11 protein-coding genes and 1 pseudogene are annotated in these 15,416 nt (G+C 75.2%); 5 read left to right on the top strand and 7 right to left on the bottom strand.

The genetic code is table 11. The features are described 5' to 3' along the window. Positions 1 to 8: 8 nt before the first annotated feature. The 4 genes from rlmC to AB2L28_RS16535 form a co-directional block, all read right to left on the bottom strand. Positions 9 to 1,136 carry a 23S rRNA (uracil(747)-C(5))-methyltransferase RlmC gene (gene rlmC, locus AB2L28_RS16550; protein ID WP_370720086.1) on the bottom strand — a complete coding sequence of 376 codons (1,128 nt, stop codon included), beginning with the start codon at positions 1,134 to 1,136 and terminating at the stop codon, positions 9 to 11. Positions 1,137 to 1,189: 53 nt separating this feature from the next. After that, complete coding sequence (locus AB2L28_RS16545; RefSeq protein ID WP_370720085.1) at positions 1,190 to 1,480, bottom strand: nucleoside triphosphate pyrophosphohydrolase; 291 nt, start codon at positions 1,478 to 1,480, stop codon at positions 1,190 to 1,192. Positions 1,481 to 1,544: 64 nt separating this feature from the next. After that, on the bottom strand, positions 1,545 to 3,371 hold the full coding sequence (locus tag AB2L28_RS16540) for a sensor domain-containing protein (protein ID WP_370720084.1): 1,827 nt from the start codon (positions 3,369 to 3,371) through the stop codon (positions 1,545 to 1,547). Next, entirely contained in the window at positions 3,359 to 4,219 is an 861-nt protein-coding gene (locus AB2L28_RS16535; RefSeq protein ID WP_370720200.1) for an alpha/beta fold hydrolase, read from the bottom strand. Before AB2L28_RS16535 ends, AB2L28_RS16540 begins: the two co-directional genes overlap by 13 nt. Positions 4,220 to 4,458: 239 nt before the next feature. Here AB2L28_RS16535 and AB2L28_RS16530 point away from each other — a divergent pair, with 239 nt between their 5' ends. From AB2L28_RS16530 to AB2L28_RS16515, 4 genes are all read left to right on the top strand, one after another. Beyond that, positions 4,459 to 6,276 carry a glycoside hydrolase family 15 protein gene (locus tag AB2L28_RS16530; RefSeq protein WP_370720083.1) on the top strand — a complete coding sequence of 606 codons (1,818 nt, stop codon included), beginning with the start codon at positions 4,459 to 4,461 and terminating at the stop codon, positions 6,274 to 6,276. Positions 6,277 to 6,406: 130 nt separating this feature from the next. After that, on the top strand, positions 6,407 to 7,654 hold the full coding sequence (gene nhaA, locus AB2L28_RS16525; protein ID WP_370720082.1) for a Na+/H+ antiporter NhaA: 1,248 nt from the start codon (positions 6,407 to 6,409) through the stop codon (positions 7,652 to 7,654). A gap of 134 nt (positions 7,655 to 7,788) precedes the next feature. Beyond that, on the top strand, positions 7,789 to 9,930 hold the full coding sequence (locus tag AB2L28_RS16520) for a diguanylate cyclase domain-containing protein (RefSeq protein WP_370720081.1): 2,142 nt from the start codon (positions 7,789 to 7,791) through the stop codon (positions 9,928 to 9,930). Positions 9,931 to 10,088: 158 nt separating this feature from the next. Next, on the top strand, positions 10,089 to 11,642 hold the full coding sequence (locus tag AB2L28_RS16515) for a sensor domain-containing phosphodiesterase (protein ID WP_370720080.1): 1,554 nt from the start codon (positions 10,089 to 10,091) through the stop codon (positions 11,640 to 11,642). Positions 11,643 to 11,752: 110 nt separating this feature from the next. Here the strand turns inward: AB2L28_RS16515 and AB2L28_RS16510 are convergent, their stop codons facing one another. Further along, positions 11,753 to 12,577: a Sir2 family NAD-dependent protein deacetylase gene (locus AB2L28_RS16510; RefSeq protein WP_370720079.1), complete on the bottom strand. Its 825-nt coding sequence runs from the start codon at positions 12,575 to 12,577 to the stop codon at positions 11,753 to 11,755. Next, the gene (locus AB2L28_RS16505; RefSeq protein ID WP_370720078.1) at positions 12,574 to 13,812 is read right to left on the bottom strand and encodes an MFS transporter; all 1,239 of its coding nucleotides are present in this window, start codon (positions 13,810 to 13,812) and stop codon (positions 12,574 to 12,576) included. The genes AB2L28_RS16510 and AB2L28_RS16505 overlap by 4 nt, the downstream gene beginning before the upstream one ends. Before the next feature lie 86 nt (positions 13,813 to 13,898). Here AB2L28_RS16505 and AB2L28_RS16500 point away from each other — a divergent pair, with 86 nt between their 5' ends. Then, entirely contained in the window at positions 13,899 to 14,807 is a 909-nt protein-coding gene (locus AB2L28_RS16500) for a LysR family transcriptional regulator (RefSeq protein ID WP_370720077.1), read from the top strand. A gap of 141 nt (positions 14,808 to 14,948) precedes the next feature. Here AB2L28_RS16500 and AB2L28_RS16495 read toward each other — a convergent pair. After that, positions 14,949 to 15,404, bottom strand: a pseudogene (locus AB2L28_RS16495) (GrpB family protein); the annotation flags it as partial. Positions 15,405 to 15,416 lie beyond the last annotated feature (12 nt).

The following is a 15,416-nucleotide window of genomic DNA, read 5'->3' as shown; positions in this document are numbered from 1 at the left end:
CGCGGTGTTCAGGCCGCCGGTCGGCGCGAGAGCAGGACGGCGACCTCGACGTGCGCGGTGTGCGGGAACATGTCCATGACCCTCGCCCGCACGGGCCGCAACGAGGGCATCTCCCGCAGGTCCGCGGCGAGCGTCTCGGGGTTGCAGCTGGAGTAGACGACGTGGCGGACGCCGGAGCGTTCGAGCCAGCCCGCCAGCTCGGGGCCGGTGCCCCGGCGGGGCGGGTTGACCACGACGAGGTCGGGGACGTCCGTGGCCGCGAGGGCGAAGGACGTCGCGTCACCGGCGGTGAACTCGACGTCCGGCAGGTCCCGCGCGGCCAGGCGCGCGCTCTCGACGGCCTCCTCGCTCACCTCGATGCCCACGACGCGGCGGCCGGGCGCCGCGCAGTGCAGCGCGAAGCCACCGACACCGCAGTACAGGTCCCAGACCGAGGAGGGGGCCACCTCGTCGACCCACTGCCGGACCTGCCCGTAGAGGGCCGTCGCGACGTCCGTGTTGGTCTGGAAGAAGCTGCGCGGGCGCAGGTCCAGTTCGACGGCCCCCAGCGGCATGGGCAGCGTCGTCCGCCCGGTGAGCGCGACCTCCACGTCGCCCTCCAGCACCGCCTTGTGCTCGGGCAGGAGGTTCGCCGTGACGACCGCGACGCCCGGCGCCTCCCGGAGCAGGCGCGGCAGGTGCTCGCGCAGCCGCGCCAGGGCGCGGTCGGAGCGCAGGACGAACCGCACCATGAGCTCACCCGTCGGCGACTGCGTGACGAGCACGTGCTTGAGCTCGCCGCGGCGGCGGGGCACGTCGTACGGGGTGAGCCCGGCGCGCGTCACGAAGCGCGCGACCTGGGGCAGCACGGCGCGGATCCCGTCGGCCACGACGGGGCACTCCCGCAGGTCGACGCCCCGGCCGCCCGCGTCCAGGATGCCCAGGGTCGGCCGCTCCACCGTCCCGCCGACGACCATCTTGGCCTTGTTGCGGTACCCGTCCTCGCGGCTGCGCACCGTGGGCAGCCACTGCAGGCCCGGGTGTTCGCCCAGCAGCTCGGCGCAGCGCTCCTCCTTGCCGCGCACCTGGTCGGCGTAGGGCAGCTCGATCAGGGTGCAGGAGCGGCAGGCGTGGGCGTCGAAGTACGAGCACTGCATGAGGCCCCCATCATCTCAGAGCCCCCGGGGCCCCGGGCGCCGCGCGGGACCCGTCAGTCGAGCCAGACGCGGTCCTCGAACCCCCCGCGCGCCGCGCGCTTGGCGTCCGCCCGGCGGGTGACCTCCTCGATCGTGGTGCCGCACAGGCGGGCGACGGCCAGCAGCACCTCGTAGACGTCGGCCGCCTCGGTCAGCCGGTCGTCCACGCTCGTCGCGGCGCGCAGTTCCAGCGCCTCCTCGACCACCTCGTCGAGCAGCGCACCGGCGAACTCGTCCTCGGTCAGGACCCGGACCTCGGGTTCCTCCCCGTTCGCCCGGATCACGTCCGGGATGTGGTCGCGCACCAGTTTCCCCACGCCCGTCCCCCAGGTCGCCCGATCGGTCCCCGCCGTTCTACCGCACCGCGGGTCAGGGGTGGGGTCCGGGCGGCCGGGGCGGGCTGAACAGGTACCCCTGCGCCAGGTCGCAGCCGAGGGACACCAGCGCGTCGCGCTGCTCCCGGGTCTCCACCCCCTCCGCCACGCTGACCAGTCCGAGCGAACGCGCCAGGTGGACGCAGGCGCCGACGATGGCCCGGTCCGACGCGCTGTCCACGACGCGTGCGACGAAGGACCGGTCGATCTTCAGCTCGTGCACGGGGAACCGCTGCAGGTACGTCAGGCTCGCGTACCCCGTGCCGAAGTCGTCCACGGCGACCTGCATCCCCAGCTCCGCCAGGGCCCGCAGGGTGACCAGCGCGGCGTCCGGGTCCACCATCAACGCGGTCTCGGTGATCTCCAGCACCACCTGGGCCGCGGGAACCCCGTGCCGGGCCAGCGCGCTGGTCACCAGCAGCACGAGGTCGGGGTCGTTCAGCTGCCGCGTCGAGATGTTCACGCTGACCTGCGCACCGGCACCCGCCGCGTTCCAGACCGCCGCCTGCGCCACCGCCCCGTCCAGCACCCACGCGCCGATCTCGCGAATGAGGCCGGACGCCTCCGCGACCTCGATGAACGCCTCGGGTCTGAGGAGACCGCGTTCGGGGTGCTGCCAGCGGACCAGCGCCTCCACCCCCGTGGTCGACCCGTCGGACAACCGGACCCGGGGCTGGAAGTGCAGGCGGAACTGGTCCTCGGCGAGCGCCGTGCGCAGTTCCTGCAGCAGCCGCAACCGGTCGGCGGCGCCGTCGGCGCCCCGGAGGTCGTGCACCGCCAGCCCGCCGCGTCCGCTGCTCTTGACCTGGTACATCGCGGTGTCGGCCCGGCGGAGCAACGCGTCGGCCGCCTCCCCGCACGCCCGCGCACCGCCGACCGCCGCCGCGTCCACCGCCTCGTCCACCGCCTCGTCCACGCGGCACGGGGCCGTCAGGTCCTCCAGCCCCTGCGCCAGGGCGATCCCGGCGCTGGCCGAGGGGACGACCTCGATCCCGCTCACGACGACGGGGACGGCCAGCGCCGCCAGGAGCCGACGGCACAGGGCGACCGCCTCGGCCTCACCGGCCAGGAACTCCAGGACGACGAACTCGTCCCCGGCGAACCGGGCCAGGACGGCCTCGGGCCGCAACGCGGCCCGCAGGCGCCCGGCGAGGATGCGCAGCAGTTCGTCCCCCCCGGCGTGCCCCACGCTGTCGTTGACCGCCTTGAAGCCGTCGAGGTCCAGGAAGAACACGGCCAGGCCCACCCCCTCGGCCGGGGCGGTGCTCAGGGCGCCGGTGAGGGCGGCGTGCAGCCCGGCGCGGTTCAGCGCCCCGGTGACCGGGTCGTGGTGGGCCAGGTGCTGCAGGTGCGCCTCCGCACGAGCCCGCCGCGCCTCGGAGGCCTCGGCGGCCCGGGTCGAGGCCAGCAGCTCCTGCTCGTAGCGCCGGCGTTCCCGGGCCCCGTAGAGGGCGACGAGGACGCGGTCGCCCGACCCGCCCCCGCCGTCCCCGCCGGTGGGGTCGGGCAGGGTGACGGCGCTGAGGAAGGCCGCGTGCCGCGTCCCCCCGGCTCCCAGCACCTCGACCGAGACCTCCTGCACGGCACCGGACGTCGCGAGCTTCGGCAGTCCGTGGGTGGTCCACACGATGCGGTCCCCCACCGGCAGCAACCGCGCGAAGGGCGTCCCCACGACCTGGTCGCGGCTCAGACCGGTCCAGACCGCGAACGTCCCGTTGGCGTCCAGCACGAGCCCGGCGTCCCCGTCGAGGACGAGGTGGGCGCACGGGGACGCCTGCCACCACTCGTCCGGGACGGCCGCCGGCGGTGTCAGGTCCGGCACACCGCACCGCCCGCGTGACGGAGCAGGTGGGCGCGCACGGCCGCGGCCACCTCCTCGGGGGCGCTGATGTGCGGGCAGTGCCCCGTGGCCCGCAGGGGGACGAGGTGCCCGTGCGGCAAGGTGGCCGCCACGGCGGCGCCCACCTCCTGCGGCGCCAGCGCGTCGTGCCGGCACTGCAGGACGACCGTGGGGACGTCCACCCGGGGCAGCACCGAGCGTGCGTCGCTGAGGAAGATCGCCCGCGCGAAGGTGGCGGCCGCGTCGGGGTGGGTGCCCAGGAAGCTGTTCGTCAGCTCCCGGCCCAGCTCCGGAGCCTCCGGCGTCCCCATGACGACCGGCGCCACGGCCGCGGACCAGGCGTAGTAGTTGCTGTCCAGGGACTCGAGCAGTTCCACGACGTCCTGCAGGGAGAAACCACCCGTCCACCCGGTCTCGGGGTCGTCCACGTAACGGGGGGAGGGAGCCACCAGGGACAGCGTCGAGAACCGGTCGGGCTGGGCCGCGGCGGCCAGCAGGGCGACGACTGCGCTGACGGAGTGGGCCACCACGTGGACCTCGCGCAGGTCGAGCGCGGCGCAGACCTCCAGGAGGTCCTGGGCGTACCCGGTCAGCGTGCCGTGGCGCACCGGGTCGAAGTCCGCCAGCCGCGTCGCACCGGACCCCGCGCCGTCGAACAGGACGACCCGGTGGTCGGTGAAGTGCGGCAGCAGTCGCTGCCACGCCTGCTGCCCGGCCCCGAAGCCGTGCACCAGCAGCAGCACCGGTCCGTCGGGGTCGCCGGTGACGTTCACGCAGTGCCGGGCCAGCACGGCGGAGGCGTCGGGGACGCCGGTGACCGGGTGCGGCAGGTCGCAGCCCCGCACGGGGCCGTCCCCCGCTCGGGGGGAGGCCGCAGCGGTGTCGGTGGACGGGTGCACGGTTTCCTCACGGTCGGCGCGGTCGACGTGGGCATCGGCACCGTCGGGGGCGGTGCGGAGCGCCCGGACGGGTGGTTCGCGGGCCGGTCGTCCCGCGACCGTCGGCGGGCGGCGCACCGCGGTCCGCCCTAACGTGTCCCCCACCGCCAGCCACGAGCCGGGAGACGCCCGTGACGACGATGAACCGCCCCGTGCAGACCGACGACGTCCGCCGGGACCTCGCCGACCGCTACCCGCCCATCGCCGACCACGCCCTGGTCGGGGACGGGGAGACCGCCGCCCTCGTGGGTTTGGACGCGCGCGTGGCCTGGGCGTGCCTGCCGCGCTTCGACTCCCCCGCCGTGTTCGCCTCGCTGCTCGACGCCGACCGCGGTGGCCGGTGGGACCTGCCGGTGCAGGACCTGCGCAGCAGCCACCAGCACTACCTGCCGTCCTCGGCGGTGCTCGTCACCGAGCTGACGACGGGCACCGGGACGCTGCGCGTCACCGACGCCCTGCTCCTGGACGGGGCGCTGGAACCCCGCCGCTCGGTCGCGACGCACGCCTTCGGCCGGCTCCTGGAGGTGACCAGCGGGACGGTGTCGGTCCGCAGCCTCCTGCGCGGGCGAGACGGTGCGCCGGTCGAGGGGGCGGTCGTCCCGCTGCCCGGCGGCGGCGAGCGCCGCCTGCACCTGTCGTCCTCCCGCGACACCGGGGCCGAGCACGACCTCGGCGTCGGGGAGCGCTGGGCGTTGACGCTGTCGTGGCGGGGGGAACCGCTCGACCTGGGAGCCGACGCCCTCGCCGACGCCCTGGCCCGCACGGACGAGGCGTGGCGGCGGTGGAGCGCGGGGGTGAGCTACCGGGGCCGGTACGCCGACCTGGTGCTGCGCAGCGCGATCACGCTCAAGCTGTGCGACCACCACACCAGCGGTGCCGTCGTCGCCGCCCCGACGTCGTCGCTGCCGGAGGCGATCGGCGGGGAACGGAACTGGGACTACCGCTTCACGTGGGTCCGCGACGCCGCGTACACGGTGTACGCGTTGCGGCGCATCGGGATGGTCGAGGAGTCCGACGCGTTCCTGGACTGGGTCCTGCAGGCCTGCACCCGGGAGGACGGGCGCCCGGACGTCCTCTACACGCTGGACGGGACGTTCCCGGCGGCCGAGGTGGAGGACGAGGGTTTCGAGGGGTACCGGGGTTCGGCTCCCGTCCGCTGGGGCAACGGCGCGAGCGGGCAGCTGCAGCACGACGTCTACGGGGAGATCCTCGACTGCGCCTACCAGTACGTCCGGCACGGCGGGACCCTCGACGACGGGCAGTGGGAACACCTCGAACGGCTGGGTGGGCTCGCCGAGCGGCACCACCTGACGCCCGACCAGGGGATCTGGGAGATCCGCGACACGGGCCGGCCGTTCACCTACTCGGTGGCGATGTGCCAGGTCGCGTTCGACCGCCTCGCGCGGCTGGCCGAGGTCACGGGACGGCCCGGGCGCGCCGAGCACTGGCGGACCCTGGCTGACGAGGTCCGCACCGAGCTGCTGGACCGCGCCTGGAGCGAGGAGGACGGCTGCTTCACCGAGCACCTCGACCAGCCGGGGACGCTCGACGCGAGCCTGCTCGCCCTGCCCCTGCGGCGCGTGGTCGACGCCGCCGACCCGCGGATGGTCGCGACGGTGGACGCCGTGGCCCGCGAGCTGTCCGCCGGTGGCGGGCTCCTGTTCCGCTACCTGCACGCCGACTCCCCCGACGGCCTGCAGGGCGACGAGGGCGCCTTCCTGCTGTGCTCGTTCTGGTGGGTGGACAACCTCGTGCAGAGCGGCCGGCTGCGGGAGGGGCGTGAACTGTTCGAGAGCCTGGTGGCCCGGGTGAACCACGTGGGGTTGCTGGCCGAGGAGGTCGACCCGACGTCCGGGGAGTTCCTCGGGAACTTCCCGCAGGCGTTCAGCCACATCGGTCTCATCTCCTCCGCCGTGCTGCTGGCCCGCACGGAGGAGGCGGGGACCTGACCCCGCCGTCCCGGGCCCGGTGTTCGCGCACCGACCGGGACGGCGATAACCTCGACCTCGGTGTGCCGGGAAGTCTGGTCGGCGTTCGCTGAGGTGAACCCTGTCCACCACCGCTCCGGGAGCACACGACATGTCGTCCTCACCCCCCACCTCCACGCCCACCCCGTCGGGGTTCACCGACCGCTTGCGGCACTTCCTGCACGACGAGGCGGCCGGCGGGGTGGTCCTCGTCGTGGCCGCGGTGGCAGCGGTCGTGTGGGCCAACAGCCCGGCCTCCGGGGCCTACACCTCCTTCTGGGGTCACTACCTCACCCTGGGCTGGGGTCCGGCGGCGATCACCGAGGACCTGCAGCACTGGGTCAACGACGGGCTCATGGCGGTCTTCTTCTTCGTCGTGGGCCTGGAGATCAAGCGTGAGCTCGTCACCGGGGAACTGCGCGACCCCCGCGCCGCGGCCCTGCCGGCCGTCGCCGCCGTCGGCGGGGTCCTGCTGCCGGCAGCCATCTTCCTCGCGCTGACGTCGGGCCCGGCCTCCGCCGGGTGGGGCATCCCGATGGCGACCGACATCGCCTTCGCCGTGGGAGTCCTGGCGCTGCTGGGCAAGCGGGTCCCGGTCGGGGCCAAGCTGCTGCTGCTGACCGCCGCGATCGTCGACGACATCATCGCCATCGGGGTCATCGCCGTCTTCTACACCGACACCGTCTCGGCCCTCTGGCTGGCCGGGGCGGTCGCCTCGCTGGCCGTCGTGGTCCTGCTGCGCCGGCTGGGCGTGCACGCCATCTGGCCCTACGTGCTCGTGGGGCTCGCGGCGTGGGTGTGCACCCTGGAGTCCGGGGTGCACGCCACCATCGCCGGGGTCGCGCTCGGCCTGCTCACCCCCACCGGCTCCGTCGGTGGCCGCGACGTGCTGGACACCCTCGAACACCGGCTGCACCCCTTCTCGTCGTTCCTCATCGTCCCGCTGTTCGCCCTGGCCAACGCCGGTGTCGACTTCCGCGGGGGGTTGTTCGGCGAGGCGATGGGCAGTTCCCTGACCTGGGCCATCGCCCTCGGCCTGGTCGTGGGAAAGATCGTCGGGATCTGCGCGGCCGTCTGGTTGTGCGTGCGCACCGGCCTGGGCCGGCTGCCCGAGGGGGTGCGGCCCCTGCACGTGGCCGGGGTGTCCGCGGTGGCCGGCATCGGGTTCACCGTCTCCCTGTTCATCGCCGAGCTGGCCTACACCGACCCCGCCCTCGTGGCCACCGCCAAGGTCGGCATCTTCACCGGCTCCATCGCCGCCGCCGTCCTCGGCGTGACGGTCATGGTCCTCGCCGGGCGCCGCGGCGCGTCCGGGCGGTCCACGGGCGAACGGTCGGAGTCGACCTCGACGACCCCGTGAGCTCACCGGCACCGGCCCCGGGCGCGCGCCCGGCGGCGGAGCCGGCCGGGTCCGGAGGCGGGTGGCCGCGAAGGTTCCCGTGACCGCAGCCGATGGACGGGCGGACAGGAACCAGGAAGGTGGTGGATCCAGCGGTGGCCCAGCCCGCGGAGCAGTCGTCGGAGGACCGGCGCCTGCAGGCGCTCGCCCGGTACCGCCTGCTCGGGCAGGCCGCACCGCTCGAGGGGGTGACGCCCGCCGCGGACCGCCACCCCGGCGAGTCCGCCGCCGACATCCGCGAGGACGTCGCGGCCTTGACCCGGCTGGCGGTCGTCGTGACGGGGCTGCCCCTGGCGGCGTTGAACCTGTTCGACGCCACCCGCCAGGTGCAGTTGAGCACCGTCGGGTTCCCCGCCTCCACCAGCCCGCGCGCCGAGTCCCCCTGCGCCACCCACTTCCTCGACGGGGAGCTGGTCCACACCCCCGACGCCAGCCTGGACCCGCGCCTGGCGGGCAACGCCCACGTCGACGGCCGGCTGGGCTCGATGCGCGCCTACGCCTCGGTCCCCCTGGTCACCGACGACGGCCACCCGTTGGGCACCCTGTGCGTCGCCGACACCGCCCCCCGCACCCTGACCGCGGACCAGCTCGGCGCGTTGAGCGACCTGTCCCGCGTCGTGGTCTCCCTGTTCGAACGACGACGCCAGGCCCACCTCAGCGCCCGCCTCGTCGCCGAAGCCGACGAGCAGCGCGCCCTGGCCGAGCTGCTCATCGCCGAGGCGGACCACCGCCACCGGCTCCTCGAGGCCGTCTTCGACAGCGCGGGCGTCGGCATCGTCGTCTCCGACGTCGACGGGCACCTGATGACGATGAACAGCACCGCGACGCAGTGGCTGGGCCGGCCCATCGACCCCCGGTTGTCCCTGGACGAGCACGCCGGCGCCTACGACCTGCGCAGCGCCGACGGCACCACCACCTTGCCCACCGGTGACCTGCCGCTGCACCGGGCCCTGAACGAGGGACCCGTCGACCAGGTCGAGATGGTCATCGTCGCCCCCGACGGCACCCGACGGGCGGTGGTCTGCTCGGCCCGCCCGCTGCACGACGACGACGGCGTCCTGACCGGCGCCGTCGCCGCGCTGCACGACGTGTCGGTCCTGCGCGCCCGCGAGAGCGCCCTGCAGGACGCTCACGACCAGCTCACCCGCCACGCCGACCAGGCGGCGACCCTGGCCCGCGCCGCGCACTCGGTCACCACCGCCGAGAACCCCCGCCAGGCCATCTGCGACGCCGTCCGGGAGCTCATGGACGCCGATGCCGCCTTCCTGCTCCAGCCCCGCGGCGGGCGGCTGGAAGCGACCGCGACGTCCGGGCTGCCCGCCGGCACGCACCTCGCCGCAGCACTGCCCGTGCCCCTGACCGGGACCGCCGGGGTGACGGGCGCGACCACCGACGGCCTCCCGCAGAGCCTGGCCGCGACGTCGTTCACCTCCGGGGAGTTCCTCTTCGTCGCCGACGTCGCCGCCGACCCGCGGCGCGACGAGAGCCTGCGTGCGGTCTGCGACACGGTCTCGGGTGCGTGGCAGCCGATCACCGTGCGCGCCGGGGTCGGTGCCGACCACGACCCCGGCGATGCCGGCACCCAGCACCTCGGCGGGCTCGAGCGCGGGGCCGGGAGGACCGCCGGTCAGTCCGTGGGGGTCCTCGCGGTGGTCTGGAACCGCCCCGTCGACGACGTCCCGGCGACCACGCGGGCCATGCTCAGCACCCTGGCCGGGGAGGCCGCGGCCGCCATCGAACGCGACGCGCTGCTGCAGCGACTGGCCCGGGCCGCCGACCACGACCCGTTGACGGGGTTGGCCAACCGCCGCAGCTGGGACCGGCACGCGGCCCGGGAGATCGCCCGCGCCACCCGCGACGGCGAGCCGCTGTCGTTCCTGCTGGTCGACCTGGACCACTTCAAGACCTACAACGACACCCGGGGCCACCTGGCCGGGGACGAACTGCTGCGCGACTTCGCCGCCGCCGCCCGGGGCTGCCTGCGCGAGGTCGACGTCCTGGCCCGGTGGGGAGGGGAGGAGTTCGTCGCCGTCCTGCCCCGCTGCGCGGGTGCCGACGCCGTGGCCATCGCCGACCGCATCCGCGGCTGCGTCCCGGCCGGGCAGAGCGCCACCATCGGGGTCGTCCAGTGGGTCCGGGGCACCACCGCCACCGAGGCCCTCGCGCAGGCCGACGCCGCGCTGTACCGGGGCAAGAGCAGCGGACGCGACCGCACCGTCCTGCACCCGCCCCGTTGACGACGCCTGCCCGACCGGGACCGCACGAGCTGTCACCGTCCACGCGCCGGACCCCGCGCAGGGCTCAAGTCCGGCGGAGACCTGCCGATCGACAGATGACCACCGGTGCGCTCAGCAGTCACCGCAGACGCGAACGTCCAGCTCGAGAGGGGGCAACGATGAGCACCCGTGACTCCGACCACCGCGCACCGCGGTCGTCGCCCACGTCCGCCCCTTCCCGCTCCGGCCCCGCGGCGCACCCCGGCACCGGGTTCGAGGCCCCGGGCAGGTCCGGCGGGACGGCGACGGAGCCGCTGCGCCCCGCGCGGGCCGGTGCGACTGACCGGCGCGTCCAGCGCATCCTGGAGCGCGCCCGCACCCACCTGGGCATGGACCTGGCCTGGACCTCCCACTTCGACGTCGACCCCACGCGCAGCGACCGGGACGTGCCGGACGCGCAGGTGCTGGACGTCGTCGACGGCGACGCCGAGGCCATGGGCGTGCACCCCGGTGCGCGGTTGGAGCGGTCCGGCTCCTTCTGCGTGCGGGTCCTCGCCGGTGGGCTGCCGGCCACCGTCACCGACGCCCGCCGCCATCCCGTCACCCGCGACCTGCCGGTCACGGCCGACCTGGGGATCGGTTCCTACGTCGGCGCCCCCGTGCGTGACCGCGACGGCCGCGTGGTCGGCATGGTGTGCTGCCTCAGCCGCAGCGCCAACCCCGCGCTGGACGACACCGCCGGCACCTTCCTGGCCTTCGTCGCCGACCTCGTCAGCGACGTCCACGCCGACGCCGACACCGACAGCGCGCCCGGGGAGCTGAGCGCGGACCCCGTCGAGCCGGAGCAGGAGCGACTGGTGCAGCAGGTGCGGGCCCTGCTCGAGCAGCGATCGGTGCGCATGGTCTTCCAGCCGGTGTGGCGTCTGCCCGACCCGCCGACCGCGGCCGGCACCGGCCACGACGTCGACGCTCACCGCGCCGACCCCTCTCCGGCCACCCCCGGCGGCCGGCTGCAGGCGGTGGCGTACGAGGCGCTGGCCCGCTTCCCCGACACCGTCTTCACCCGACCCGACGTCGCCTTCGCGGCCGCCGCCCGGGTGGGTCTGGGCGTCGAGCTGGAACGGCTGGCCGCGCACACCGCGCTGCAGCAGCTGGACCGCCTCGAGATCGGGACCTTGATGTGCGTGAACCTGTCCGCCGAGGCCATCGTCGACGAGCCCACCCAGGACGTCCTCCTGCGCGCCTGCGCCCGCGCGCGGCAGACCGGGCGCATGGTCGGGGTCGAGGTGACCGAGCACACGCGGGTCGGCGACTACCCCGCCCTGGCCGCGGCGACGCAACGGCTGAAGGCGGCCGGAGCGCTGATCGTCGTCGACGACGCCGGCGCCGGCTTCGCCAGCTTCAACCACATCCTGCAGCTGCGACCCGACGTCATCAAGATCGACATCAGCCTCATCCGCGACATCGACGCCGACCCCGTGAAGAAGGCCCTGACCCGCGCCCTGGTCACCTTCGCCCAGGAGAGCGGCGCCTACCTGGTCGCCGAAGGGGTCGAACGGGCCGAGGAGGCCGCCGCGGTGCACGAACTGGGTGTGCGGCTCGTGCAGGGTTACCTGTACGGCCGCCCGGCCCCCCTGGACGCGCGCACCACGTCCACCACCACCACCGTGTCCTCGCCCACGGCTGCGTCCCAGCCCCCGTCCGGGACGGTCCACGACCCCACCGGCGTCTAGCGTCCTCCTCCAGGGCCCGGACGCCGCGGTGGTCGCTGCGCTGAGCAGGTCGGGGTGGGGTGCAGGTGGAACCGGGGTGCCCGCCCGGCCGCGTCTCGACGATCGGGGGCTCAGCCGAGACGGCGCAGCAGGTCGGGCAGGACGTCCTGCAGGGGGGCGTCGAGGCGGACGGTCGCCTTCGCGTCACCCCGGGTCGGACCGGCGGTGACGATCGCCACGGGCCGGGCGTGCTTGGCCGCGTGCAGCACGAACCGGTAGCCCGACATGACGGCCAGCGAGGACCCGAGCACCAGCAGGGAACGGGACCCGTCGAGCAGTTCGAAGCACCGCGCGACGCGGTCCTTCGGCACCGTCTCACCGAAGAACACGACGTCGGCCTTGAGCGCGTCCTGCCCGCACCGCCGGCACGGGACGGTGGTGAACCCCTCGAGCTGGGCGTCGGTGAGGTCGGCGTCCCCGTCGGGGTTCAGCGCCCGGAACTCCTGGACGCGGCCGGTGAACCCCGGGTTCGCGGCCGTGAGCCGTTCGGCGAGTTCGGCGCGGTCGGTGGACTCCCCGCACCGCAGGCAGACGACGCGGTCGAGGTTCCCGTGCAGTTCGACGACCTCCCGCGTGCCCGCGGCGAGGTCGAGCCCGTCGACGTTCTGCGTGATGACGCCCGTCAGCAACCCCGCACGTTCCAGGGCGGCGACGGCCCGGTGGGCGTCGTTCGGCTGCGCCCTGCGGAAGTGCTCCCACCCGACGTGGCTGCGCCCCCAGTACCGTCGCCGGTTCTCCGCCGACCCCGTGAACTCGCGGTAGGTCATGGGTGTGTGCCGCTGCAGGGACCCGTTCGGCCCGCGGTAGTCGGGGATCCCGGAGCCGGTCGACATCCCGGCGCCCTCGAGCACGCAGACCCCACCCGCGCCGACCAGACCGGCGAGTTCCTCGATCACGTCCCCATGCTGCCCGCCGGCGTCCGGCTCCGCAGACCCAGGGTCGCCAGGACGGCCGCGAGCGCGGCGAGCCCGGTGACGACCCCCACCACGACGACCCAGCCACCGCCGGCGAAGGCGAAGCCCGCGAGCCAGCCGACGAGGCTGGACCCGGCGTAGTAGGCGAACGTGTAGAGCGCCGAGGCCTGCGCCCGCACCCCCGGCTGAGCCCGCGCCCCGACCCAGCCGCTGGCGACGGCGTGCGCGGCGAAGAACCCCGCCGTCAGCAGCACCAGCCCGGCGACGACCACCACGACCTGCCCCGACAGCGTCAGCGCGCAACCGGCCGCGAAGACGGCGCACGCCCCCAGCAGGACCCGCAACCGGCCGTGGGCGGTGAGGCGCCCGGCGACCGAGGAACTCAGCGTGCCGGCGAGGTAGACGACGAACAGCAACCCGACCACGGTCTGGGACAGCGAGAACGGGGCCTGCAGGAGTCGGAACCCGAGGTAGTTGTAGACCGTGACGAAACCACCCATGAGCAGCAGCGCCTGCGCGTAGAGGACGAGGAGGGCGGGGTCGGACAGCGCGCGCCGCAACCGTTCCCGCAGCGGCGGGCCGCCGGCGCGGCGGTGCCGGACGAAACCCCGCGAGCGGGGGACCAGGACGCAGAACACGGCCGTCGCGGCGATCCCGACGAGGGCGACGGCCGCGACCCCCCACCGCCAGCCGAACAGGTCGGCGACCCCGGAGGACACGATGCGGCCGGTGAGCCCACCGACGGAGTTCCCCGAGACGTAGGCGCCGGCGGCGAGCGCGACCTCGCGCGCGTGCACCTCCTCGGCGAGGTGGGCCATCGCCACGGCGGGCAACCCCCCGAGCGCCGCGCCCTGCAGGGCGCGCAGGACCAGCAGCGGCCCCAGCGAGGGGGCCAGCGGGACGGCGAGGCCCAGCAGGCTGGCCACCACCACGGAGACGACCATCGCCGGGACGCGGCCGAGCCGGTCGGCCAGGGCGCTCCAGCCGACGACGGACACCGCGAGCGCCCCGGTCGCGACGGACACCCCGAGCGCGGCCTGCGAGGCCCGCAGGTGCAGGCCGGTCGCGAGCGCGGGCAGCACGGACTGCACCGAGTACAGCTGGGCGAAGGTGGCGACGCCCGCGGCGAAGAGGGCGACGACGAGGCGCCGGTAGCCGGGGGTGCCGCGCTCGTGCCCCAGCCAGGGCGGGGTGCCGGTGCGGGCGTCGAGGGTCACCCGTCGACGGTAGGAACGGGTGAGTCATGCGTCCAATGCCCCGACCGGGCCGGAATCATGCGTCTGGCGTGGTGCACACTGCGGGAGTGGACGAGGCGGAGGCGCTGGCGGGGCCGTGGCGGGTGCTCGCGACGGTCGGCGAGACCCGGCACGTGACCCGGGCGGCGGAGGCGCTGGACCTGCAGCAGCCGACGGTGAGCCGGGCGCTGGCCCGGGTGCAGCGGGCCGTGGGGGTGCCGCTCGTCGTGCCCGAGGGGCGGGGTGTCCGGCTGACGGCCGCGGGCCGGGCGCTCGCCGACGTCGCCGCGCGGGCCGTGGCCGACCTGGACCGCGGGGTGCGGACCGTGCGCGACGACGACGCCGTCGACACGGGCCGCGTGGCGCTGGGGTTCCTCCACACGCTCGGGGCCGCGGCCGTCCCCGGGCTCGTGCGCGCGTTCCGGCAGGAGCACCCCGGGGTCCGCTTCCAGCTCCACCAGGGGGCGGCGGGGGCCGTGCTGGACCAGCTCACCGCCGGCGAGGTGGACCTCGTCCTCACCTCCCCCGTCCCCGACCGCCCCGGCCTGCGGACCGACCCGCTCGTCGAGCAGCAGCTCGTCGTGGGGTTCCCCGCCGAGCACCCGATGGCCGTGGAGGGTCCCGTCGCGCTGTCGGCCGTCGCCGACGAGGAGTTCGTGCTGTTCGAGCCGGGCTACGGGCTGCGCGAGGCCGCCGAGGTGCTGTTCGCCCAGCACGGCGTCGTGCCCCGCGTCGCGTTCGAGGGCCAGGACAGCCACACGCTGCGGGGCCTCGTGGCGGCCGGTCTGGGCGTGGCCGTCCTGCCGGCCGCGCAGCGCGGCACGTCGGAGGCGTTCGCCGGGGTCGTGGAACGGCCGCTCACCGGGCCGGGGTCCAGGCGCGTCCTGGGGCTGGTCCGGCGCGACGGGGAGCTGCCCCGGGTGGCGGCCGCGTTCCGCGAGGTGGTGCTGGCGCGCCGGGACCTGCTGCTGCCCTGAGACCGGCGGGACGTGCGGACGCCGCCGGGCCGGACGAAGCTTCCCCACGACGTCCCGCCCGGCGGCGCACCCCCAGTGTGGCGGACGTCCGGGCCCGAGCGCGAGTGGTCGGACGGCGCCGGGCCGGACCCGGCCCGGGGGTCACCGGCGGGAGCCTCCCCGCCGGGCCCGGCGCGCCCGCGCCCTGATGGCGGTGATGACCTCGGTCTTGGCCTCGGCGCAGTCGTTCGTGTCGTCCCACGTCCTCGCCACCAGCTCGCGCTCGGTCGCCTCGTGGAGCTCGCGGTCGGCGGCGTCGACGCGCAGGCGGTCGCGCAGCAGCAGGTGGTCCTCGACGGCCCGGTCACCGCGGCCGTGGACGTGCACGTGGACATGCACGTGGACGTCGCGCCCGGGTGTGCGGACGAGCCGGTGCCCCGGTTCCCGCACGCGCAGCACGTACCCGGCGGCCAGCAGCGGGTCGAGGTGGTCCTCCTCGACGGTGATGTCCTCCACGACCACGACCACGACCACGTCGACGACGGGTTTCGCGGCCAGGCCGGGCACCGACGTCGAGCCGATGTGCTCCACCTGCCCGGCCAGGGCGGTCAGGATGCGCGCGGGTCGAGC

It is taken from the genome of Kineococcus mangrovi, from assembly GCF_041320705.1.
Classification (GTDB): Bacteria; Actinomycetota; Actinomycetes; order Actinomycetales; family Kineococcaceae; genus Kineococcus; species Kineococcus mangrovi.
This window is presented reverse-complemented; position numbering and strand designations above follow the sequence as displayed.